16 protein-coding genes and 1 other RNA gene are annotated in these 19,535 nt (G+C 76.1%); 7 read left to right on the forward strand and 10 right to left on the reverse strand.

What is annotated here, in order from left to right; genetic code table 11:
* Positions 1-6 precede the first annotated feature (6 nt).
* The 3 genes from ABD345_RS29490 to ABD345_RS29500 form a co-directional block, all read right to left on the reverse strand.
* Positions 7-1,482, reverse strand: coding sequence for a flagellar basal body-associated FliL family protein (locus ABD345_RS29490; protein ID WP_344556476.1), 1,476 nt, complete (start codon positions 1,480-1,482; stop codon positions 7-9).
* A gap of 245 nt (positions 1,483-1,727) precedes the next feature.
* On the reverse strand, positions 1,728-2,393 hold the full coding sequence (locus tag ABD345_RS29495) for a class I SAM-dependent methyltransferase (protein WP_344556478.1): 666 nt from the start codon (positions 2,391-2,393) through the stop codon (positions 1,728-1,730).
* 80 nt (positions 2,394-2,473) lie between these two features.
* On the reverse strand, positions 2,474-3,862 hold the full coding sequence (locus tag ABD345_RS29500; RefSeq protein WP_344556480.1) for a M48 family metalloprotease: 1,389 nt from the start codon (positions 3,860-3,862) through the stop codon (positions 2,474-2,476).
* A gap of 155 nt (positions 3,863-4,017) precedes the next feature.
* Here ABD345_RS29500 and ABD345_RS29505 point away from each other — a divergent pair, with 155 nt between their 5' ends.
* Entirely contained in the window at positions 4,018-5,097 is a 1,080-nt protein-coding gene (locus ABD345_RS29505) for an alcohol dehydrogenase catalytic domain-containing protein (protein WP_344556482.1), read from the forward strand.
* A gap of 73 nt (positions 5,098-5,170) precedes the next feature.
* On the opposite strand, the gene ABD345_RS29510 is transcribed toward ABD345_RS29505, so the two are convergent.
* From ABD345_RS29510 to ABD345_RS29530, 5 genes are all read right to left on the reverse strand, one after another.
* The gene (locus tag ABD345_RS29510; protein ID WP_344556484.1) at positions 5,171-5,323 is read right to left on the reverse strand and encodes a hypothetical protein; all 153 of its coding nucleotides are present in this window, start codon (positions 5,321-5,323) and stop codon (positions 5,171-5,173) included.
* Positions 5,324-5,608: 285 nt separating this feature from the next.
* Positions 5,609-6,874 carry an ATP-binding cassette domain-containing protein gene (locus tag ABD345_RS29515; RefSeq protein WP_344556491.1) on the reverse strand — a complete coding sequence of 422 codons (1,266 nt, stop codon included), beginning with the start codon at positions 6,872-6,874 and terminating at the stop codon, positions 5,609-5,611.
* The gene (locus ABD345_RS29520; protein ID WP_344556493.1) at positions 6,871-7,266 is read right to left on the reverse strand and encodes a hypothetical protein; all 396 of its coding nucleotides are present in this window, start codon (positions 7,264-7,266) and stop codon (positions 6,871-6,873) included. Before ABD345_RS29520 ends, ABD345_RS29515 begins: the two co-directional genes overlap by 4 nt.
* A gap of 142 nt (positions 7,267-7,408) precedes the next feature.
* Entirely contained in the window at positions 7,409-9,319 is a 1,911-nt protein-coding gene (locus ABD345_RS29525) for a S9 family peptidase (protein WP_344556495.1), read from the reverse strand.
* Between the two features lie 155 nt (positions 9,320-9,474).
* Positions 9,475-10,110 (reverse strand): class III lanthionine synthetase LanKC N-terminal domain-containing protein, encoded by a 636-nt coding sequence (locus tag ABD345_RS29530; protein WP_344556497.1) that lies wholly within the window; start codon positions 10,108-10,110, stop codon positions 9,475-9,477.
* Between the two features lie 558 nt (positions 10,111-10,668).
* On the opposite strand from ABD345_RS29530, the gene ABD345_RS29535 reads away from it, so the two are divergent.
* From ABD345_RS29535 to ABD345_RS29545, 3 genes are read left to right on the forward strand one after another with little or no spacing between them, the layout of a single operon-like run.
* Positions 10,669-11,505: a Nif3-like dinuclear metal center hexameric protein gene (locus tag ABD345_RS29535; RefSeq protein WP_344556499.1), complete on the forward strand. Its 837-nt coding sequence runs from the start codon at positions 10,669-10,671 to the stop codon at positions 11,503-11,505.
* A 38-nt stretch (positions 11,506-11,543) separates the two neighbouring features.
* Positions 11,544-12,284 (forward strand): zinc ribbon domain-containing protein, encoded by a 741-nt coding sequence (locus tag ABD345_RS29540; RefSeq protein WP_344556501.1) that lies wholly within the window; start codon positions 11,544-11,546, stop codon positions 12,282-12,284.
* Positions 12,285-12,289: 5 nt separating this feature from the next.
* Positions 12,290-13,456 carry a bifunctional RNase H/acid phosphatase gene (locus tag ABD345_RS29545; RefSeq protein WP_344556503.1) on the forward strand — a complete coding sequence of 389 codons (1,167 nt, stop codon included), beginning with the start codon at positions 12,290-12,292 and terminating at the stop codon, positions 13,454-13,456.
* Between the two features lie 17 nt (positions 13,457-13,473).
* Here the strand turns inward: ABD345_RS29545 and yaaA are convergent, their stop codons facing one another.
* The gene (gene yaaA, locus ABD345_RS29550) at positions 13,474-14,271 is read right to left on the reverse strand and encodes a peroxide stress protein YaaA (RefSeq protein ID WP_344556505.1); all 798 of its coding nucleotides are present in this window, start codon (positions 14,269-14,271) and stop codon (positions 13,474-13,476) included.
* Positions 14,272-14,560: 289 nt separating this feature from the next.
* Between yaaA and ABD345_RS29555 the strand changes: the two genes are divergently transcribed.
* From ABD345_RS29555 to rnpB, 3 genes are all read left to right on the forward strand, one after another.
* A complete protein-coding gene (locus ABD345_RS29555; RefSeq protein WP_344556507.1) occupies positions 14,561-16,015 on the forward strand; it encodes an RNB domain-containing ribonuclease in 1,455 nt (484 codons plus the stop codon).
* A 55-nt stretch (positions 16,016-16,070) separates the two neighbouring features.
* The gene (locus tag ABD345_RS29560) at positions 16,071-17,534 is read left to right on the forward strand and encodes a DHA2 family efflux MFS transporter permease subunit (protein WP_344556509.1); all 1,464 of its coding nucleotides are present in this window, start codon (positions 16,071-16,073) and stop codon (positions 17,532-17,534) included.
* A 97-nt stretch (positions 17,535-17,631) separates the two neighbouring features.
* Positions 17,632-18,032, forward strand: an RNA gene (rnpB, locus tag ABD345_RS29565) — RNase P RNA component class A.
* Positions 18,033-18,101: 69 nt separating this feature from the next.
* On the opposite strand, the gene ABD345_RS29570 is transcribed toward rnpB, so the two are convergent.
* Positions 18,102-19,490: an ABC transporter substrate-binding protein gene (locus tag ABD345_RS29570; protein WP_344556511.1), complete on the reverse strand. Its 1,389-nt coding sequence runs from the start codon at positions 19,488-19,490 to the stop codon at positions 18,102-18,104.
* Positions 19,491-19,535 lie beyond the last annotated feature (45 nt).

Here is a 19,535-nt window from a genome sequence, read left to right on the forward strand (position 1 = left end):
TGTTCCTCAGATCCTGTCCCCGGTCCGGGGCGTCAGCCCGTACGTCTGGGCGATCGGCTTCCACTTCGCGGCGAAGTCCTGCTTCGCCGCGGTGGCCTTCGGGTTGAGGTCGTTGGCGCGGGCCAGGTCGGCCCCGCCGGGCGCCACGTTGTTGGTGCAGCCCTTCTCCGAGACGGTGCGGGCCCAGGCCGCGTACGCCCGGTCGATGTCCGCCGAGGTCTGCCAGGCCGACTTCAGCGAGGCCACCGCCTCGTCGCCGCCCGGCAGGCTGTCGGTCTTCAGCCCGGCCAGCTGGCCCAGCAGCGCGTCGCGCTGCTGGGCACCGGTGTCGAACACCTGCGCGGCGCCGTCCACCTCGCCCTTCGCCGGGCAACTGCGCACCTTCGCCACCGCGTTGCCGATCGGGGCCTTCGCGTTCTCGCCCTCGGACAGCAGCGCGTCCAGCGCCTTCGCCTGGGCCGCCGCCTCCGGACCCGCCGACGGCGAGGCCGAAGCCGAGTCCGAGGCCGACGGGGACGCCGAGGCGGACGCCGCGGGCGAACCGTCCTGGCTGCCGTCGCCCGCCCCGCCGCCCGGGCTCGGCTGCGCCGCCGTCGGGGTGGCCGAGCCCTTGGCGGACGGGGTCTCCTTCGAGTCGCCGTTCTGCAGCACCAGCACCACGGCCCCGCCGATCAGCAGCACCAGCGCCACCGCCGCGCCGATCAGCAGCGGGGTGCGGCGGCTGCGCGGGTCCTCCTCGTAGTCGAACTCCGGCTCCTGGTAACCGCCGTAGCCGCCCGGGCCGTTGCTGAACTGCTGCTGGCCGCCGAAGGTCTGGTTCCCGCCGAAGGACGGGCCGCCGGTCGGCGGCGGGGTGAAACCCTGCGGGCCGCCGAAGGTCTGCGGCGGGCCGGACTGCTGCTGGGGCGGACCGGGCGGGAAGGGCTGCTGCTGGCCGCCGAAGGTCTGGTTCCCGCCGAAGGACGGGCCGCCGGTCGGCGGGGGCGCGAAGCCCTGCGGGCCGCCGAAGGTCTGCGGCGGGCCGGACTGCTGCTGCGGCGGACCCGACTGCTGCTGCGGGGGCCCGGGCGGGAAAGGCTGCTGCTGGCCGCCGAAGGTCTGGTTCCCGCCGAAGGACGGGCCGCCGGTCGGCGGCGGGGTGAAGCCCTGCGGGCCGCCGAAGGTCTGCGGCGGGCCGGACTGCTGCTGCGGCGGACCGGCCTGCGGCGGACCCGACTGCTGCTGCGGCGGACCGGCCTGCGGCGGGCCGGACTGCTGCTGTGGCGGACCGGGCGGGAAGGGCTGCTGCTGGCCGCCGGCCGGCGGAGGGACCGGAGCGGCCGGGGCCACCGGGCCGGACGGGATCGGCGGCAGCGGGATCGCCGTGGTGGGCGGCCCCGCCGCGGCCGGGTCGGCCGCCACTGCGCGGCGGACCCAGCCGCCCGCGCCGTTGTTCGCGGTCGGGTCCCAGACCGCCCTCGCGGCACTGCCCTGTTCCGTCATGCCCTGCCCTCGCCCCCAACTGAACCGGTCCCGCACCGGGTGGCCGGTGCCCCTGCGCCGCACGGGCCGCTCCCCGTGCGGGCCGTTCGTCGTCTGCCGCCGACACCGTACCGGCCGACGGTGGGAGCGGTCACGGCGGATCGGCAACGGGTCGCGGTGGGGACGACGCGGCAGCGGCGTTGATCGTTCCCGATCGGGCCGGGAAATTTCCGGCCGGGACGGGAACCCGGCCGCCCGGCGGACGGTCAGCCGGACACCGCGGCCGGGCGGCGCAGCACCCGCAGCGAGCCCGTCACCGAGACCTCCTCGAAGCCCTCGGCGAGCGCCCGCAGGTACACCCGGTACGGGGCCTGGCCGCCGTCCGCCGGGTCGGGGAACACGTCGTGCACCACCAGCAGGCCGTCCGCGGCCAGGTGCGGCACCCAGCCCTCGTAGTCGCCGGTGGCGTGCTCGTCGGTGTGCCCGCCGTCCACGAAGACCAGCGCCAGCGGGCCCCGCCAGACCGCGGCGACCTGCGGCGAGCGGCCGACCAGCGCGACCACGTACGGCTCCAGGCCGGCCGCGTGCAGGGTGCGGCGGAACCGCGGCAGGGTGTCCATCAGCCCGACCTCCGGGTCGACCAGGGACGGGTCGTGGTACTCCCAGCCGGGCTGCTGCTCCTCGGAGCCGCGGTGGTGGTCGACGGTCAGCGCGACCGTCCCGGTCCGGCGGGCCGCGTCCGCCAGCAGGACCGCCGAACGCCCGCAGTACGTGCCGATCTCCAGCAGCGGCAGGCCGGTGCGCCCGGCCGCGTCGAGGGCCGCCGCGTACAGGGCCAGGCCCTCGTCCTCCGGCATGAAGCCGGTGGCGGCCCGGAACGACTCCAGGACCCGCGGGTCCGGGACCTGGGCGGAAGGGGTGGGGTCGGACATCGGGCGCTCCTGCCGGGCCGGGGGTGACTGCCCAGGACCCTACTGGATGGTAGGAACGCCGACCGGCGAGGCGGACCCGGTCACAGCAGCTCGGCGGCGATCCGGGCCCGGCTCGGGGCGAGCTCCGCCTCGATCGCGGCGGCCCGCCCGGCGTCCAGCACCAGCGGGGGGCGTTCGGCCGGCGGGGCCGAGGCCAGCAGCCGCAGCCGCAGGTAGGTCGGCGGGTGCGAGGAGTCGGTGGCGGACACCTCCCGCTCGGACAGCCGCACCCGGCGCTCCACCTCGGTCGGCGGGACCGATCGGACGGCCTCCGCCAGCGTCTCCCACAGGTCCGGGCCCGCGCCGGCGGCCGCCCGCGCCGCCCGGCCGCCGGCCCGGGGCAGGGCCCGCCGCCGGGTCAGCACCGCGTCCAGCGTGTGCGCGTTGAACAGCGCCCGCAGCGCGTCCTGCACGTCCCGCGGGGACGTCAGCCGCGCGGCCATCAGGTCGGCCCGGTGCTCGGCGGCCTGCCCGCTGCGCAGGTGCAGGCGGTGCATCAGCACCGTGAGCGCCCGCACCCCGAGGTGCAGCACGCCCAGCAGCAGGTTGGCGGCGGAGGAGGCGAGGGCGACGACGGGGTTGGCGTTCGTCTCGTTGTCCCGCGACGGGGCGGTGAGCGCGTGCCACTCGCTCAGCGCGTTGACGGCCGAACCCGTCCACACGCCGCGCCGGGAGTCCCCGTTCACGCAGTGCCCGATCTCGTGCCCGAGCAGCGCGACCCGCTGCTGCCGGGTGAGCACCGTCCACAGCGGCAGGCCGATCTCCAACTGCCGGTGGCGGCGCAGCCCGTGGACGCCGAAGGAGGCGTTGAACGCGGAGGTCACCACGATCGACTCCACCTTCGGCGTACCCAGCTCCGCCGAGACCAGGTCGACCAGCCCGTACAGCGTCGGCGCGGCCTCCCTGGTCAGCACCCCCGAACGCTCCGGGCGGCCCAGCCGCGGCCGCAGCAGGAACGCCACCGCCAGCGCGATCACGCCCAGCACCCGGGCCGGCCAGCCGCCCAGCGGCCACCCCGCGACCAGCAGCACCCCGGCCAGCAGCACCGCCAGCGACACCAGGTGCACCAGCCCCGCGAGCAGGAACGCACCCACCGACGCGCCGTGCCGCAGGTCGGACCCGCCCTCCGCGACCAGCCGGAACACCTGCTCGGCGCGGGCCCGGACCTCCTGCCGGCGCTCCTCCTCGCGCCGCTCCGCCCGCTCGGCCCGGCGCCGGGCCCGCGGCGGCAGGCCGTCGAGGGACGGCGCGGGCGGCAGCAGGTTCCACTCGCAGGACGGGCACCAGGTCGGGAAGCGCTCCTGCGGGGCCACCGGCGCACCGCACCGGGGACAGCGCTCGGCGCTCGGGGCGGTCCGGGTGGCCCGGGCGGGGGCGGCGGCGGCCGGGGCGGCGGGGGCCGCGGCGGCCGGGGTTTCGGCAGTGGACACGGCGGCGGATCCTGTCACAGCCGACGGGCCGCGGGGAAGCGGGTTCGTGCCCGGACCGCCCGCCGGGCGCGGTGGATGCGCTATACAGGGTCGGCGCCCGGTGGAACGCGTTCCACCGGGCGCCGACACCGGCCGACCATCCTGGGAGCAGCCCCGTGCGCGCAGCGATCCTGCAGCAGACCGGACAGGACGTTCTGGACGTCCGCGAGGACGTCGAGGCCGTCGGCTTCGGGCCGGGGAAGGTCCGGGTCCGGGTGCGGGCCGCCAGCCTGTGCCACTCCGACCTGTCCGCGATGGCCGGCGTCCTGCCGCAGCCCGCCCCGTTCGTGCCCGGCCACGAGGGCGCCGGCGAGGTGGTCGAGGTCGGCCCGGGCGTCACCGGACTCGCCCCCGGCGCCCGGGTGGTGCTCTGCTGGATGCCCCCGTGCGGCCGCTGCCCCGCCTGCCGGGCCGGCCGCACCCACCTGTGCACCGCCTCGATCCGCCGCCTCGGCACCCCCGGCTTCCGGATCGGCGGCAACACCGACGCGTACGGCTTCTACAGCACCGGCGCGTTCGCCGAGGAGCTCGTCGTCGCCGCCGACAGCGTGATCCCCGTCCCCGACGACCTGCCGCACGAACTCGCCGCCCTGATCGGCTGCGGCGTCACCACCGGACTCGGCGCCGTCCTCAACACCGCGAAGGTCCGGCCCGGCGAGAGCGTCGCCGTGATCGGCGCGGGCGGCGTCGGCGTCGCCGCCGTCCAGGGCGCCCGGATCAGCGGCGCCGCCCGGATCACCGTCGTCGACCCGGTCGCCTTCCGGCGCGAACGCGCCCTCGGCTTCGGCGCCACCGACGCCATCGCCCCCGAGCAACTCAAGCACGCCGCACGCGAGTTGCCCGCCGGCGGCTACGACCACGTGTTCGAGGCGGTCGGCCGGGCCGCCACCGTCCGGGCCGGCTACGACGCCGCCCGGCGCGGCGGCGCCGTCGTGGTGATCGGCGCCGGCGCCCAGGACGACAAGGTCGCCTTCAGCATGGGCGAACTCTTCTTCAACGAGAAGCGCCTGCTGCCCTCGCTGTACGGCGGCGGCGACGTCCGCCGCACCGTCGACCTGGCGGTCGACCTGTGGCGCGCCGGACGCCTCGACCTGGCCGGCATGATCACCCACCGGCTGCCGCTGGCCCGGGTCAACGAGGCGATCGCCCAGATGCGGGCCGGCGAGGCGCTGCGCACCGTCCTGCTCACGGACTGACCCGCCCGCCGACGACCGGACGCCCCCGGCCCCCGCCAGGACGGCGACGGGGACCGGGGGCGTCGGACCGGGATCAGCGGCGGTGCCGCCCGTGCGGGTCCGCCCCCGGCGTGTCGTCGTTGGCGGTGGTCCCCCGGTGCCGGCCGTGCGCCCCGCCGTCGGCGGTCTCGTCGCCGCCCGGCGCGCGGTGGCCGTGCTCGGTGCTGTCGTCGATGGACTCGGACATCAGGTCAGTCTTCTCCGTGCGAAGGAAACGGTCGTGGCCGGTGCGGCCGAACATCGTCCGACCCTACCGAAGCCGGGAGCGAGATCAGGGCCCCGGGGAACGGCGAGCCCGTGGCTGCGGGCGGTTCACTGCCGCCCGGCGCATCGGCTTCGGGTTCTGTTCAAGACACGCAGCAGCACGAACTCTTCGACGGGCTCCGGCCGTCAGCAGCACGGCCCCGCCGTTCCCCGGGCCCCGGTGGTGGATCCCGCCGTTCTTGTCGAGCCCCTGGTGGTGCTCTCTCGCCTACCGGGGCCGGGCTTCCAGGGCCGCGTCCGCGAGGGTCGACCGGTAGGCCGGGTCGGCGAGCAGGGCGGTGTGGGTGTCGATCGCCCGGACCCGGCCGGCGTCCAGCCAGAGCACGAGTCCGGCGCGGGCCGCGACCGCCGCGCGGTGGGTGATGACCAGGCGGGTGCGGCCCCGGGTGGACTCGTGCAGGGCCAGGTCCACCTGGTGCTCGGTGGCCGCGTCCAGGCTGGACGTCGCGTCGTCGAGCACCACCACCCGGGCGTCCCCGGCCAGCAGTCTGGCGAGTCCGAGTCTCTGCAACTCGCCGCCGGAGAGCTGGAGTTCACCCACCGGGGTGCGTCCGCCGTGCGGCAGCCGGGACAGGAAGCCGTCCGCCCGGGCCGCCGCCAGGGCCGCCGGGTCCGCGCCCTCCAGGGCCTCGTCCAGGGACGGGCCGATCAGCATCGGCCGCTCGAACGCGTAGCCGACCGCGCGGCGGCGCTCCGCGACCGACAGGGCCGCCACCGGCACCTCGTCGACCAGCACCTCGCCGCCGTCCGGCAGGCGCAGTCCGCCCGCCAGCGCGGCCAGCAGCGACTTGCCCGCGCCCGAGCGTCCGACCACCGCGACCGTCGTGCCGCCCGGCACCGTCAGCTCCAGCGGGCCGAACACCACCGCGCCCTCGTCGTCCCGCACCAGCACCGAACGGAATACCAACTCGCCCGGCCCGTCTGGTAGTTCACGCCCACCCGCGCCGGGCCCCGGCAGCTCGTCGACCTCCCGCAGCCGGGCCAGTCCGGCCCGCGCGTGCGCCACTCCCACCAGGGACTCCACCTGCTCGAAGAACCCCAGCCCCAGCGCCGCCCACCCCGCCGCGGCCGCGAACGCCCCCGCCGGCAGTCGCCCCGCCGCCACCAGTTGGCCCGCCGTGCCCAGCACCGTCAGCTCCACCGCCGCCACCAGCAGCGTCGCCTGGCCCACCGTCCGGCGCTGTGCCAGCCACAACGTCCGTCCCGCGTCCCCGAGTTCGGGCAGCACGCCGAGCACCCGGGCCGCCTCCCGGTGCTCCGCCCCGGCCGCCCGCACCGTCCGGATCCCGCTCAGCGCGTCCGCCAGCCGGTCCGCCAGCCGCCCCTGCGCCTGCTGGTAGCGGACGAACGCGTCCTCCGCCGTCCGCATGAACAGCCGCACCAGCACCACCCCCGGCAGCACCCCGGCGAAGAAGGCCGCCGCCAGCCACGGCGACAGCAGCCCCAGCCCCAGCACCGCCCCCGCCGACGTCACCAGCGCCGTCGCCGCCCCAGCCGGGCCGCCCGCGCCGCCCCCGCGTCCGCCGCCGCACCCACCAGCCGGGCCGTCAGGTCGCCCGGCCCCGGCCGCTCCCCGCACAGCCGCTCCACCGCCGACGGGAACGGGCGCAGCCACAGCACCCGCCGCAGCAGCGACCCGCGCAGCGCCACGGTGCCCGCCGCCGTGCACGCCGGACCGGCCGCCGCGGCCACCGCCGACGCCGCCGCACCCACCGCCAGCAGCGCCGCCAGCCCCCCGACCGCCCAGCCCGCCGGACGGCCCGCCAGCACCGCGTCCAGCACCACCCCCGCCACACCCGGCAGGGCCAGCGTCGCCGCCGCCTCCAGCGGCACCGACACGGTCAGCGCGACCGACGACCCACGCACGAGAACTCCCGTTCGAACGACGATTGTTGAGCACGGAACGGACAGGGGAGGGCCGTGCCCGCCCAGTTCGACGGTCTCCAGCTCCCGCACGCCCCCGGCGCCGGGAAGTCCGGGTGTTCCCGACCGGACGCCAGGTCGGACCTCAGGTCGGACGGCCGGTGCGCAGGAAGCCCGCCAGCAGCTCGTGCACCGCCGCCGCGCCCTCCTCGGCGAGCACCTCGTGGCCCGCCCCCGCCGCCTCCACGTACCGGAAGTCGACGCCCTCCACCCGCCCCAGCCGCAGCAGTTCGTGCCGCAGCGAACGGGACTGGCCGACCGGCACCACCTCGTCCCGGTCCCCGTGCACCACCAGCAGCGGCGCGTGCAGCCGGTGCGCCACCCGCAGCACGTCGCGCGGGCCCAGCGCGTCCTCCAGCTCCCGGTCGCCGCCCAGCCGGGCCGTCAGCGCCCGCACCGGCGCCGCCGCCTCCGCCAGCAGCCGCCCGCCGGACAGGAACGGCGCCACCACCGCGCACCGCGACACCGCCCCCACCGGGGCGTGCGCCGCCGCCAGCAGCGCCAGGAACGCGCCGTAGCTCACCCCGAACAGGGCCGGCGGCTCCAGGCCCAGCGCGGCCCGCTGCCCCGCCACGCCCTCCAGCAGCGCCAGCACGTCCTCCAGGTCCGGCCCGCCCCAGGCGCCCCGGATCGCCATCGCGTACTCCGGGCCGTACCCCGTCGAACCGCGCTGGTTCGGCGCCAGCACCGCCAGGCCCTCCGCCGCCATCCGCTGCAGCGCCGGATCGAACTCCAACCGCCAGGCGTCCGCCGGACCGCCGTGCAGCGCCAGCACCAGGTGCGGCGCCGACAGCCACGACTCGCCGCCGTACACCACCGCCTCGACCGGACCCGCCGGACCGGCCAGCTCCAGGCACTGCGCCGACCGCCACCGGCCGCCGTCCCCCGGCGCCGCCGACCCGTCCAACCGCCAGCCCGCCGGGGCCCGCGCCGCGACCCGCTCCGCGGGCGGGGCGTCCAGCGGCGCCAGCGCCAACGGCAGCGCCATCGGGGCCTGCCGGGCGGGCGGCTCCGCGGCCAGCAGCGCCGCCACGTCCAGGGTGGCCAGCGCCGCCGGACGGTCCGGCGCCGAGTACGGCATCCGCAGCCCCGCCGCCGACCAGTGCCCCACCGCGCCCAGCCGCCCCGGCGGCACCGGCAGCGGACGCACCTGTTTCTCGCCCGCCCGCCACAGCACCAGCGTCGACGCCGCACCGTGGTCCACCTGCAGCACCACCTGCGGCTCCGCCCCCGGCACCAGCCCCGGCGCCACCGCCACCGGACGCAGCAGCCGCCCCGGCTGGTGCAGGCAGTCCGGGAACCGCACCGGCTCGCCGCCGCCGATCAGCGCCCAGCCGAGCCGGTCCACCCCCGGCGCGTCACTGCGCAGCATCCCGAAACCCGTCGCCGGATCGAACAGCACCAGCCGGTCGTTGCTGCTCTCGCCCAACTCCAACAGCGGTGTGGTGGTGCCCAGTTCGAGGTCCAGCACGACGGTCTTCACCATCCCGCCGACCACCCGGTCCAAGGCCAGCAGCCGCCCCGCCGCGTCCAGCCACACCCCGCCGCCGTGCAACCCCGGCAACTGCGCCACCTCCCGCGGCGCCGACCCGTCCGCCGCCAGCAGCCACACCGTCGTCACCGGACGGGTGTCCGTCCCCAGCAGCACCGCGACCGGCGCGGCCCCGCCCGGCAGCGCGAGCATCCGCAACCCCGGCATCCGCACCGTCGCCAACGGCACCTCCGGCTCCCCGGCCGCCAGCAGCACCAGCGCGTGCCGGTCCCCGTCGTGCCGGCACACCAGCACCCGGCCGTCCGGCAACGCGAGCAGCTGCGCCCGCAAGCCCTCCTCCGACGGCAACGCGACCGGCTCCGCCGGCCCGTCCGCCGGCAACCGCCAACTCTCCGCGTACCACCCGCCGTCGGCCCCGGCGGCGAGGCACGCGGCGTGCGAGCCGTCACCGGCGAAGGTGAAGCCGAGCCGCCGCAGCGCGAGGTGCACGGTCTGCGTGCTCATCGGGGGATCACCTTTCAAGCGGACGAAGAGGACGAGTCAGGGGCTCGGGGAACGGCGAGCCCGTGGCTGCGGGGGGTTCACTGCCGTTGGGTGCCGCCGCTTCGGGTTCTGTTTCAGGCACGCAGCAGCACGGACACTCCGATGGGCTCCGGCCGTCAGCAGCATCGACTCGCCGTTCCCCGAGCCCCTGACGGGGCTCTCTGGTCAGGGACTCCACATCCGGGGCCCGCCGTGGCGGAGGCGGAGGAGGAAGGCGAGCGGGCCGCCGCCGGCCGGGGCCGGTTCGCCGCCGGTGGTCGATCCCGCCCCCTCGACGGGGTCGGCCACCCGGGGCGGACGGCGGTGCGGACGTCCTCGACCAGGGCGCCGCCGGGGGCGCGCAGCACCGGGCGGTAGGCGCCGTCGTTGCCGAGCACCGAGCGGCCGGAGAGGATCACCGGTCCGGGCATTCCCGCGGTGGCGAGGTGGAGTTCCCCGGCGAGCCGCCGGAATTGCTCGTCGTCGCCCGGGTGGACGGTGAGGAATTTCCCGGCCGAGCCGCGATCGCTGTTCCGGGAATTGATTTCGTGGAGCTTCTCCCGGTCGGCGGTGAATGTGAACGCGCACGGGTCCTCGGCAATGACCGCGGCGACCGCGGACAGCACCTCGACCGCCACCGAGGAGGCCGCGCCGCCGTGCGGCTTCCAGCCCTGCTCGGGCAGTCCGCGGCCGGGCGGCCGCACCGTGCAGCAGAAGCCCTCGACCGCGACCGTCCAGTCGCCGCCGCCTCCCCGGGCCCTGCTGCCGGTCACGGCCGCCCGCGCCACCTCCACCAACGTGCCGTCCACACCCGGCCCGTCGTCGACCGGACCCGGCCCCCCGGCCCTGCGCAGCGGTGTGCCCGCCCCCATCTGCTTCACACCCCTTCGCGGTGGACCCGACCGAACGGTCTGCGGAAGTCACGAGAGCCTCGGCGGCGCCCGCCGAATTCACCCGCGCTCCGCACGGGATTCCACGCGTCGCAGCTGGGAATTGCGGCCGGTCGCCTTTTTCGACCCCCCAGGTCGAGGTCACTCTCGTTCGCAGGACTAGAAGTTACTTTCGGGGAGGGTGTGACTCAACACCGGCCGAGTCACTTCACCCGTAAGGGTGATCCGGTTTCGCTTTCGAATGCGTTCGACCCGGAGCGCGCGGTCGGGGCGCACCGCGCGGCCACCGGCCCTTTCCGTCCCGCGGGCCTGCCGGGGCGGCGCCGCGGGCCCGCGTTCGCCGCTTCCCGCCGGGTTGACGAGCAGGTGTACGACGGTGGCGCCCGGTCCGCACACCGGAGCGGGACCGGGCCCGGCCGTGGCACGCGGTAGTCTCGACAGGTGCCGAAACTGTCCGACGTCATCGCCGTGCTCGAAGAGGTCTACCCCCCGCGCTGGGCGGAGTCCTGGGACGCGGTGGGCCTGGTCTGCGGCGACCCGGAGGCGGAGGTCCGCCGGGTGCTGTTCGCCGTCGACCCCGTCCGGGCCGTGGTGGACGAGGCCGTCGAGTGGGGTGCCGACCTGCTGGTCACCCACCACCCCCTCTACCTGCGCGGCACCACCACCGTCGCCGCGACCGGCTCCAAGGGCCGGGTGGTGCACACCCTGATCAAGCACGACATCGCGCTGCACGTCGCGCACACCAACGCCGACCACGCCGACCCCGGCGTCTCGGACGCGCTGGCCGAGGCGGTCGGGCTGAAGGTGACCGGTCCGCTGGTGGCCGACCCGACCGACCCGGCGGGCCGCCGGGGCAGCGGCCGGATCGGCGAACTGCCGGAGCCGATGACGCTGGCGGCCTTCGCCGCGCAGGTCGCCGCCGGGCTGCCCGCCACCGCCGCGGGCGTCCGCGCCGCCGGCGACCCGGAGCGGCCCGTCCGCCGGGTCGCGGTCTGCGGCGGCTCCGGCGACTCCTTCCTGGCCGAGGCCCGCGCGGCCGGCGTGGACGCGTACGTCACCGCCGACCTGCGGCACCACCCGGCCTCCGAAGCCACCGAGGCGGCCCCGGTCGCCCTGGTCGACGCCGCGCACTGGGCCACCGAGTGGCCCTGGCTCACCCTCGCCGCCCGCGAGCTCACCGGCCGCGCCGACAGCCGCGGCTGGCCGCTGGAGACCCGCGTCTCCACCCGGGTCACCGACCCGTGGACGGCGCACGCGCCGATGCCGTACGCCCCCTGACCTCCCCCGCTTCACCAACTCAACAGGAGCCCTGCCGCGTGAACGCCGCGCCCGCCGACCAGATCCGCCTGCTCGACCTGCAGGCCCTCGACTCCCGCCTCGACCAGCTGGCCCACCGGCGCCGCACCCTGCCCGAGCACGCCGAGATCGACAAGGCCACCGCCGACCACAACGCCCTCAAGGACCTGGTCGTCGCCGCCCAGGCCCAGCTCGGCGACACCACCCGCGAGCAGGCCAAGGCCGAGGCGGACGTCGAGCAGGTCCGCAGCCGGGCCGCCCGCAACCAGCAGCGGATGGACTCCGGCGCGGTCTCGCCCAAGGACCTGGAGAACCTCCAGCACGAGAACGCCTCGCTGGCCAAGCGCCAGGGCGACCTGGAGGACATCGTCCTGGAGGTCATGGAGCGCCTGGAGTCCGCCCAGACCCGGGTGGTCGAGCTGACCGCCCGGCTGGAGCACTCCTCCGTCGTGGTCGCCGAGGCCGAGGGCCGCCGGGACGCCGAGTTCGCCGAGATCGACGGCCAGGTCGAGAAGGTCCGCCGCGACCGCGAGGCCATCGCCCACATCATCCCCGCCGACCTGATGAAGTCCTACCTGCGCCTGCGCGAGCAGCAGGGCGGCGTCGGCGCGGCCCGCCTCTACCAGCGCCGCTGCGAGGGCTGCCGCACCGAGTTCTCGATCACCGAGTTCAACGCGATCAAGGCCGAGCCCGCCGACAAGGTGCTGCGCTGCGAGAACTGCGGCCGGATCCTGGTCCGCACCGGCGAGTCGGGCGTCTGACCCCCGTGGCCGGTCCGGTGGCGGGTGCCAGGTACGTGGTCGAGGCCGACGGCGGCTCCCGGGGCAACCCGGGGCCGGCCGGCTACGGCGCGGTGGTCCGCGACGCCGACACCGGGCAGGTCCTGGTCGAGGCCGCCGAGTACCTCGGCCACGCCACCAACAACGTCGCCGAGTACCGGGGCCTGATCGCCGGCCTCAAGGCCGCCCGCGACCTCGACCCGGACGCCCGGGTCGAGGTCCGGATGGACTCCAAGCTGGTCGTCGAGCAGATGTCCGGGCGCTGGCAGGTCAAGCACCCCGACATGCGCCCGCTGGCCGCCGAGGCCCGCACCGTCCTGCCCGCCGGGCACGTCACGTACGAGTGGATCCCGCGCGAGCGGAACAAGACCGCCGACCGGCTCGCCAACGAGGCGATGGACGCGGGGCAGCGCGGCCGCCAGTGGGAGCCCGCCCCCCGGCCCGCCGCGCCGGTCTCCTCCGGCACGGCGGACGAACCGCTGCCCGCCGCCTCCGCCCCCCGGGCCGGCCGGGCCGCGCCCGCCGACCTCGGCACCCCCACCACCCTGGTGCTGCTGCGCCACGGCGAGACCCCGCTCACCCCGCTCAAGCGCTTCTCCGGCAGCACCGGCAGCGACCCCGGCCTGTCCGAGAAGGGGCGCTGGCAGGCCGAGCGCGCCGCCGAGGCGCTGGCCGCCCGCGGCACCGTGCAGGCCGTGGTGGCCTCCCCGATGCTGCGCACCCGGCAGACCGCCGAGGCCACCGCCCGCCGGCTCGGCCTGGAGGTGCGGATCGAGGAGGGCCTGCGCGAACTCGACTTCGGCGTCTGGGAGGGACTCACCTTCGCCGAGGTGATGGAACGCCACCCCGCCGACCTCACCAGCTGGCTCGGCTCCGCCAAGGTCAAGCCCACCGGCAGCACCGAGTCCCTCACCACGCTGGCCCAGCGGGTCGCCCAGGCCCGCGACCGGATCACCACCCGGTACGCCGGGCAGACCGTCCTGGTGGTCTCGCACGTCAGCCCGATCAAGACCCTGATCCGGCTCGCCCTCGGCGCCCCGCCGGACGCCGTGCACCGGATGGAACTGTCCGCGGCCTCGCTCTGCGCCGTCCAGTACTACCGCGACGGCAACGCCTCGGTGCGGCTGCTCAACGACACCTCGCACCTGCGCTGAGCCCCCGGCGGCGCTGCTCAGTGGACGTCGGTCACCACGACGTCCAACTGCCAGGGCTTGCGGTCGGTGCCGCGCGCCGAGACCTCCACCCGGTGGCCCAACTGCTCCAGCGCGTCCACCAGTTCACCCGGCGCGGCCGGCTCCAGGCCCGCCGCCAGCAGGTCGCGCACCAGCCGGCCCTTGGTGGCCTTGTTGAAGTGCGACACCACCGAGCGCTTCGGCACCCCGTCCACCAGGCGCTCCTGCAGCACCCGCACCGTCACCGTCCGGCCCGCGACCGGGCCCGCGGGCTTCCAGGCCGCCGCGTACGCCGAACTGCGCAGGTCCAGCACCAGCCCGTCCGCGACCCCGGGCAGCACCGCGTCCAACTCGCCCCGCCAGTACGCGCCCAGCGCGCCCAGCGGCGGCAGCTTCACGCCCATCGAGCAGCGGTACGGCGGGATCCGGTCGCCGATCCGCACCGCGCCCCACAGCCCCGAGAACACCAGCAGCGAACGCTCCGCCCGGGCGTACGCCGCCTCGTCCAGCTTCGCCAGGCCCAGGTTGTCGAACAGCACCCCGGTGTACACCTCGCCCGCCGGACGGGCCCCCGCCGACAGCAGCCCGGCGTTCTTCGCCACCTCCCCGCGCAGCCCCTTGCTCAGCCCCAGTACCCCGGCCGCCCGCTCCTCGTCCCCCGCGCACAACTCCACCAGCGCCGCCAGCACCCGCCCCCGCGCCGCGGCCAGCCCCGGCAGCGACAGCCCCGCCAACTCCACCGGCACCCCGGCCTCCGGCGCGGCCTTCCCTTCCGACGGCGGCAGCAGAACCAGCACGGCGACACCCCTTCAACAACCTGTAGCACCCGAACCCGCCCCACCCTAACGACCCGCCCGCCCGCACCCCGAATCCCGCCCCACCCGCCCGGCGCAGCCCCCGCCCGCCGCTCGCGGGGCCCGCCCGCCCCGCCCGCGGGGCCCTCACGCCCCGGTCGCGGCCGTCCGCGGCCGTCCGCGCCCCCGCAGCGGTGCGGGGCCCCTCCCCGTGGTCAATCCCCGTGCGCCACAACCGCCTTCACGGCTGTTTCAACGCGCCTTCCACGCCACCGCCGCTTACGCTGCGACCATGCCGCGCCGACACCTCAGCGTCCGGGCCGCCCAGACCGCCAGGATCAACACCGAGCTCGCCGAACTCAGGACCCGTCTGGAGATCCGCACCGACTGGTCGCCGGAGGTGCTCGCGGAGGCCGACCGGGCGGCCGCGCTGCCCCGGCTGCCGGAGTTCGACGCCACCGACCTGGACCTGTTCACCCTCGACCCGCCGGACTCCCGCGACCTCGACCAGGCCGTGCACCTGTCCCGGCGCGGCACCGGCTACCGGGTGCACTACGCGATCGCCGACGTCGGCGCGTTCGTCGTCCCGGGCGGGGCGATCGACACCGAGGCCGCGCACCGGGTGCAGACGCTGTACTTCCCGGACGGGAGCGTGCCGCTGCACCCGGCCCGGCTGTCCGAGGGCGCGGCCAGCCTGCTGCCCGGCGAGCTGCGGCCCGCCCTGCTCTGGCAGCTCGACCTGGACGCCGACGGGGAGCTGCTCCTGGCCGACCTGCGCCGGGCCCGGGTCCGCTCCCGCCGCCGGCTCGACTACGCGGGCGCCCAGGGCCGGATCGACGCGGGCGGCGCGGACGGGCAGCTCGCCCTGCTCGCCGAGGTCGGCGCCCTGCGCGAGGAGCGGGAGCGGGCGCGCGGCGGGGTCAGCCTGCCGGTGCCCGAGCAGGAGGTGAGCGCCGAGGACGGCGGCTACCGGCTCGGCTACCGGGCGCCGCTGCCGGTCGAGGGCTGGAACGCGCAGGTCTCGCTGCTCACCGGGATGGCCGCCGCCCAGCTGATGCTGGACGCCGGGACGGGCCTGCTGCGCACCCTGCCCGCGGCCCCGGAGTCCGCGTACGCCCGGCTGCGCCGCACCGCCGCCGCGCTCGGCGTGCCCTGGCCCGACGGGCTGCCGTACCCGGCGCTGATCCGTTCGCTGGACCCGGGCCGGACCGCCGACGCGGCCTTCCTGAACGAGTGCACCGGCCTGCTGCGCGGCGCCGGCTACCGGGCCTTCGACACCGCCCGCGGCACCGCCCCGCCCGCCGACCCGGGCCACGCCGCGCTGGCCGCCCCGTACGCGCACTGCACCGCGCCGCTGCGCCGGCTGGGCGACCGGTACGCGCTGGAGGTGTGCGCGGCGGTGGCGGGCGGCACCGACGTGCCGGGCTGGGTGCGGGACGCGCTGCCGCTGGTGCCGGGGCTGATGGAGGCGGGCGACCGGCGGGCGCACGAGGTGGAGCGGGCCTGCGTGGACCTGGTGGAGACCGAGCTGCTGCGCGGCCGGGAGGGCGAGGAGTTCGAGGCGGTGGTGGTGGAGGTGGACGAGCGCCGCCCCACGGTGGGCACGGTGCAGCTGCGCGACCCGGCGGTGGTCGCCAAGTGCGACGCCGCGGAGCGGCTGCCGCTGGGCCGCCGGGTGACCGTCCGGCTCACCCTGGCCGATCCGGCGGCCCGGACGGTCCGGTTCGCGCTGGCGGCGCAGGGGTAGCCGAGGGGCCGGAGGGTCCCAGGAAGCGTTCATGAAATGGTGGGATGATCGGATGATGAGCCGACCGATCACCGCGCTGGACCGCCGTCACAGGCTGCTGATCCTGGCCATCTGCTGCCTCAGCCTGTTCATCGTCGGCCTGGACAACACCGTCGTGAACATCGCGCTGCCCGCGATCCAGCGGGACCTGGACGCGCCCGCCTCCGGCCTGCAGTGGGTGATCGACGCCTACACGCTGGTGCTGGCCTCGCTGCTGATGCTCTCCGGCTCGGTGGCCGACCGGATCGGCCGCAAGCGGGTGTTCATGACCGGGCTGGTGCTGTTCGTGCTCGGCTCGCTGCTGTGCAGCCTCGCCCCCGGCCTCGGCTGGCTGATCGGCTTCCGCGCGGTGCAGGCGGTCGGCGGCTCGATGATGAACCCGGTGGCGATGTCGATCATCACCAACACCTTCACCGACCCCAGGGAACGGGCCCGGGCGATCGGCGTCTGGGGCGGCGTGATCGGCATCAGCATGGCGCTCGGCCCGCTGATCGGCGGCTTCCTGGTGGACAGCGCGGGCTGGCCGTCGATCTTCCTGATCAACGTGCCGGTCGGCCTGGCCGCCTGCCTGCTGACCCACCGCCACGTCCCGGAGTCCCGCTCGCCCCGGCCCCGCCGGCTCGACCCGGTCGGACAGCTGCTGATGGTGGTGCTGCTCGGCTGCGGCACCGCCGCGATCATCGAGGGCCCCGGCCACGGCTGGACCTCGCCCGGCATCCTCACCCTGACCGGGCTCGCCGTGGCCGCACTGGTCGCCTTCCCGCTGTGGGAACTGCGGGTCGCCGAACCGCTGATCGACCCCCGGTTCTTCCGCAGCGCCCCGTTCACCGGCGCCACCGTCACCGCGGTCTGCGCGTTCGCGGCGCTCGGCGGCTTCCTCTTCCTCAACACCCTCTACCTGCAGGACGTCCGCCACTACACCCCGGTGGTGGCGGGCCTGTGGACGCTCCCGATGGCCGGCCTCACCCTGGTCGCCGCCCCGCTGTCCGGCCGGATCGTGGCCGGACGCGGCCCGCGCCTGCCGCTGCTGGTCGCCGGAGCGGCGATCGCCGCCAGCGGACTGCTGCTGACCCGGCTGACCGCCGACTCCTCCGCACTCCTGCTGCTGCCCGCGTACGCCCTGTTCGGCGTCGGCTTCGGCCTGGTCAACGCCCCGATCACCAACTCCGCGGTCTCCGGCATGCCGCTCTCCCAGGCCGGAGTGGCCGCCGCGGTCGCCTCCACCAGCCGCCAGGTCGGCCAGTCGCTCGGCGTCGCGGTGATCGGCACCGTGGTCACCAGCGCGGTCGCCTCGGCCGGCGGCTTCGCCCCCGCCACCCACGCCGGCTGGTGGATCGTCACCGGCCTCGGCCTGACCGTCCTGCTCCTCGGCCTGCTCACCACCACCCCCCGGGCGGCCGCCACCGCGGCCCGGGTCGCCGCCCGCTTCGACCAGCCGACGGACGGCGTCCGGAAGGACACCGCCAGCCGCGCGCACTGACCGGTTCCGGCGGCGGGCGGCGGCCTGCGAACACCTGGCCTGACCGGGCGGTGCGGGAGCATTCCCGCCGAGCGGCTACGATGACCAGTACGGCGGACGAGCCGGCCGGGCGGTCGCGTCGGGTCCCTTCGGGGCCCGCCGAGGAACGTCCGGGCTCCACAGAGCAGGGTGGTGGGTAACGCCCACCCGGGGTGACCCGCGGGACAGTGCCACAGAAAACAGACCGCCCGCCGCTTCGGCAGCGGGTAAGGGTGAAACGGTGGTGTAAGAGACCACCAGCGACCGAGGTGACTCGGCCGGCTCGGTAAACCCCACTCGGAGCAAGGTCAAGATCGGTGCCCCCGGGCACCGTGCGCGGGTGTTCGAGGGCTGCTCGCCCGAGCTCGCGGGTAGACCGCACGAGGCTGTCGGCAACGGCAGCCCTAGATGGATGGCCGCCTCCCCGGCCCGCGCGAGCGGCCCGGGAGACAGAACCCGGCGTACAGGCCGACTCGTCCGCCGCCTTCCGCCTCGAACGGCCCGGACGCGCACCCGCGTCCGGGCCGTTCGCCGTGCGGGCGGGCCGGGTCAGCCCACCGAGGAGTTGTAGGCGTCGACGGCGGGCTGGAGCTCCTTCGCGGCGTCGGCCAGCGCCTGCGGGGCGGTCTTGGAGCCGGAGACGGTCTGCTCGATGGCGGTCTCCACGCCCTTGCGGGCCTGCGGCATCACGCCGAGCAGGCAGCCCGCGGTGGCGGGGGTGGGCTTGGTGGCGGCCATCTGGTCGACGGCGGTCTTGAACTGGGGGTACTTGGCCACCCAGTCCTGGTCGGCGGGGACGGCCAGCGCCTTGGTGTTGACCGGGAAGTAGCCGGTGCCGGTGTGCCAGGCGGCCTGCTGCTCGGGGGAGGCGAGGAACTTCTCGAACTCCCAGGAGGCCCGCTGCTGGGCGGCGGAGTGGCCGGGGCCGGAGATCCACAGCGAGGCGCCGCCGATGACCGGGCCGCCCTGGTCGCCGGCCGCGGTCTTCGGGAACGGGGCGGTGCCGACGGTGAACTTGGCGGCCTCGGTGTAGCCGCGCAGCACGCCGGTGGACTCCAGGTGCATGGCCACCGTGCCGGCCTTGAACGCGGCCTGGGCGTCGGTGGTCTGGCGGCCGGTGTTGGCCGCGTAGCCGCCCTTGACCAGGTCGGCCCACCACTGGACGATCTCGGCGCCCTTGGCCGAGTCGAAGGTCACCTTGGCGGCCTTGCCGGTGCGGCCGTTGTCGCCGTCGCAGTAGAGCGAGCCGGACTCGGCCAGCAGCTCCTCGACGAACCAGCCGTAGACCGCCGCGCCGAAGCCGTACCTGACGGTCTGTCCGCCGCCGTCCTTCTTGGTCAGCTTCTTCGCCAGGTCGCCGAGTTCGGCCAGCGTGGTGGGCGGCTGCGCCGGGTCGAGGCCGGCCTCCTCGAAGGCGTCGGCGTTCAAGTAGAGCAGCGGCACCGAGGAGTTGAACGGCATCGAGGCGAGCCGGCCGCCGACCGAGTAGTAGTTGCGGATGTTGGGCTGCAGGTCGTCCAGCGAGTAGCCGTCCCGGTCGGCGAACGCCTGGGCCGGGACGGTCTGCTTGGAGTCGATCATGAAGCGGGTGCCGATGTCGTAGACCTGCACCAGCGCCGGGGTGGCCTTCTGCTGCACGGACGCCTTGTACTTGGCGATCAGGTCGTCGTAGCTGCCCTGGAAGACCGGCTTCACCTCGATCTTCCCCTGGTGCGCGGCGTTGAACCCGTTCACCAGGGCGGTCAGCGTCTCGGCGTTCTTGCCCGTCATCGAGTGCCAGAACTCGACGGTGGTCACCCCGGACGCCTGGTCCAGGGCGGAGGCAGCGGGCGCGGCGCCGTCGGCGGAGCCGCCGCCGGTGGAGCCGCCGGAGTCGCAGGCCGTCAGGGCCAGGCCGGACACCAGCAGGGCGGCGAGCGCGCGGGCACTCTTCTTCACGGGTCTTCTCTCTTCTGCGAGGGCGGGTACCGGAGAGTCGAGCGG

Origin of the sequence: Kitasatospora saccharophila, assembly GCF_039529925.1 — a bacterium.
GTDB lineage: Bacteria > Actinomycetota > Actinomycetes > Streptomycetales > Streptomycetaceae > Kitasatospora > Kitasatospora saccharophila.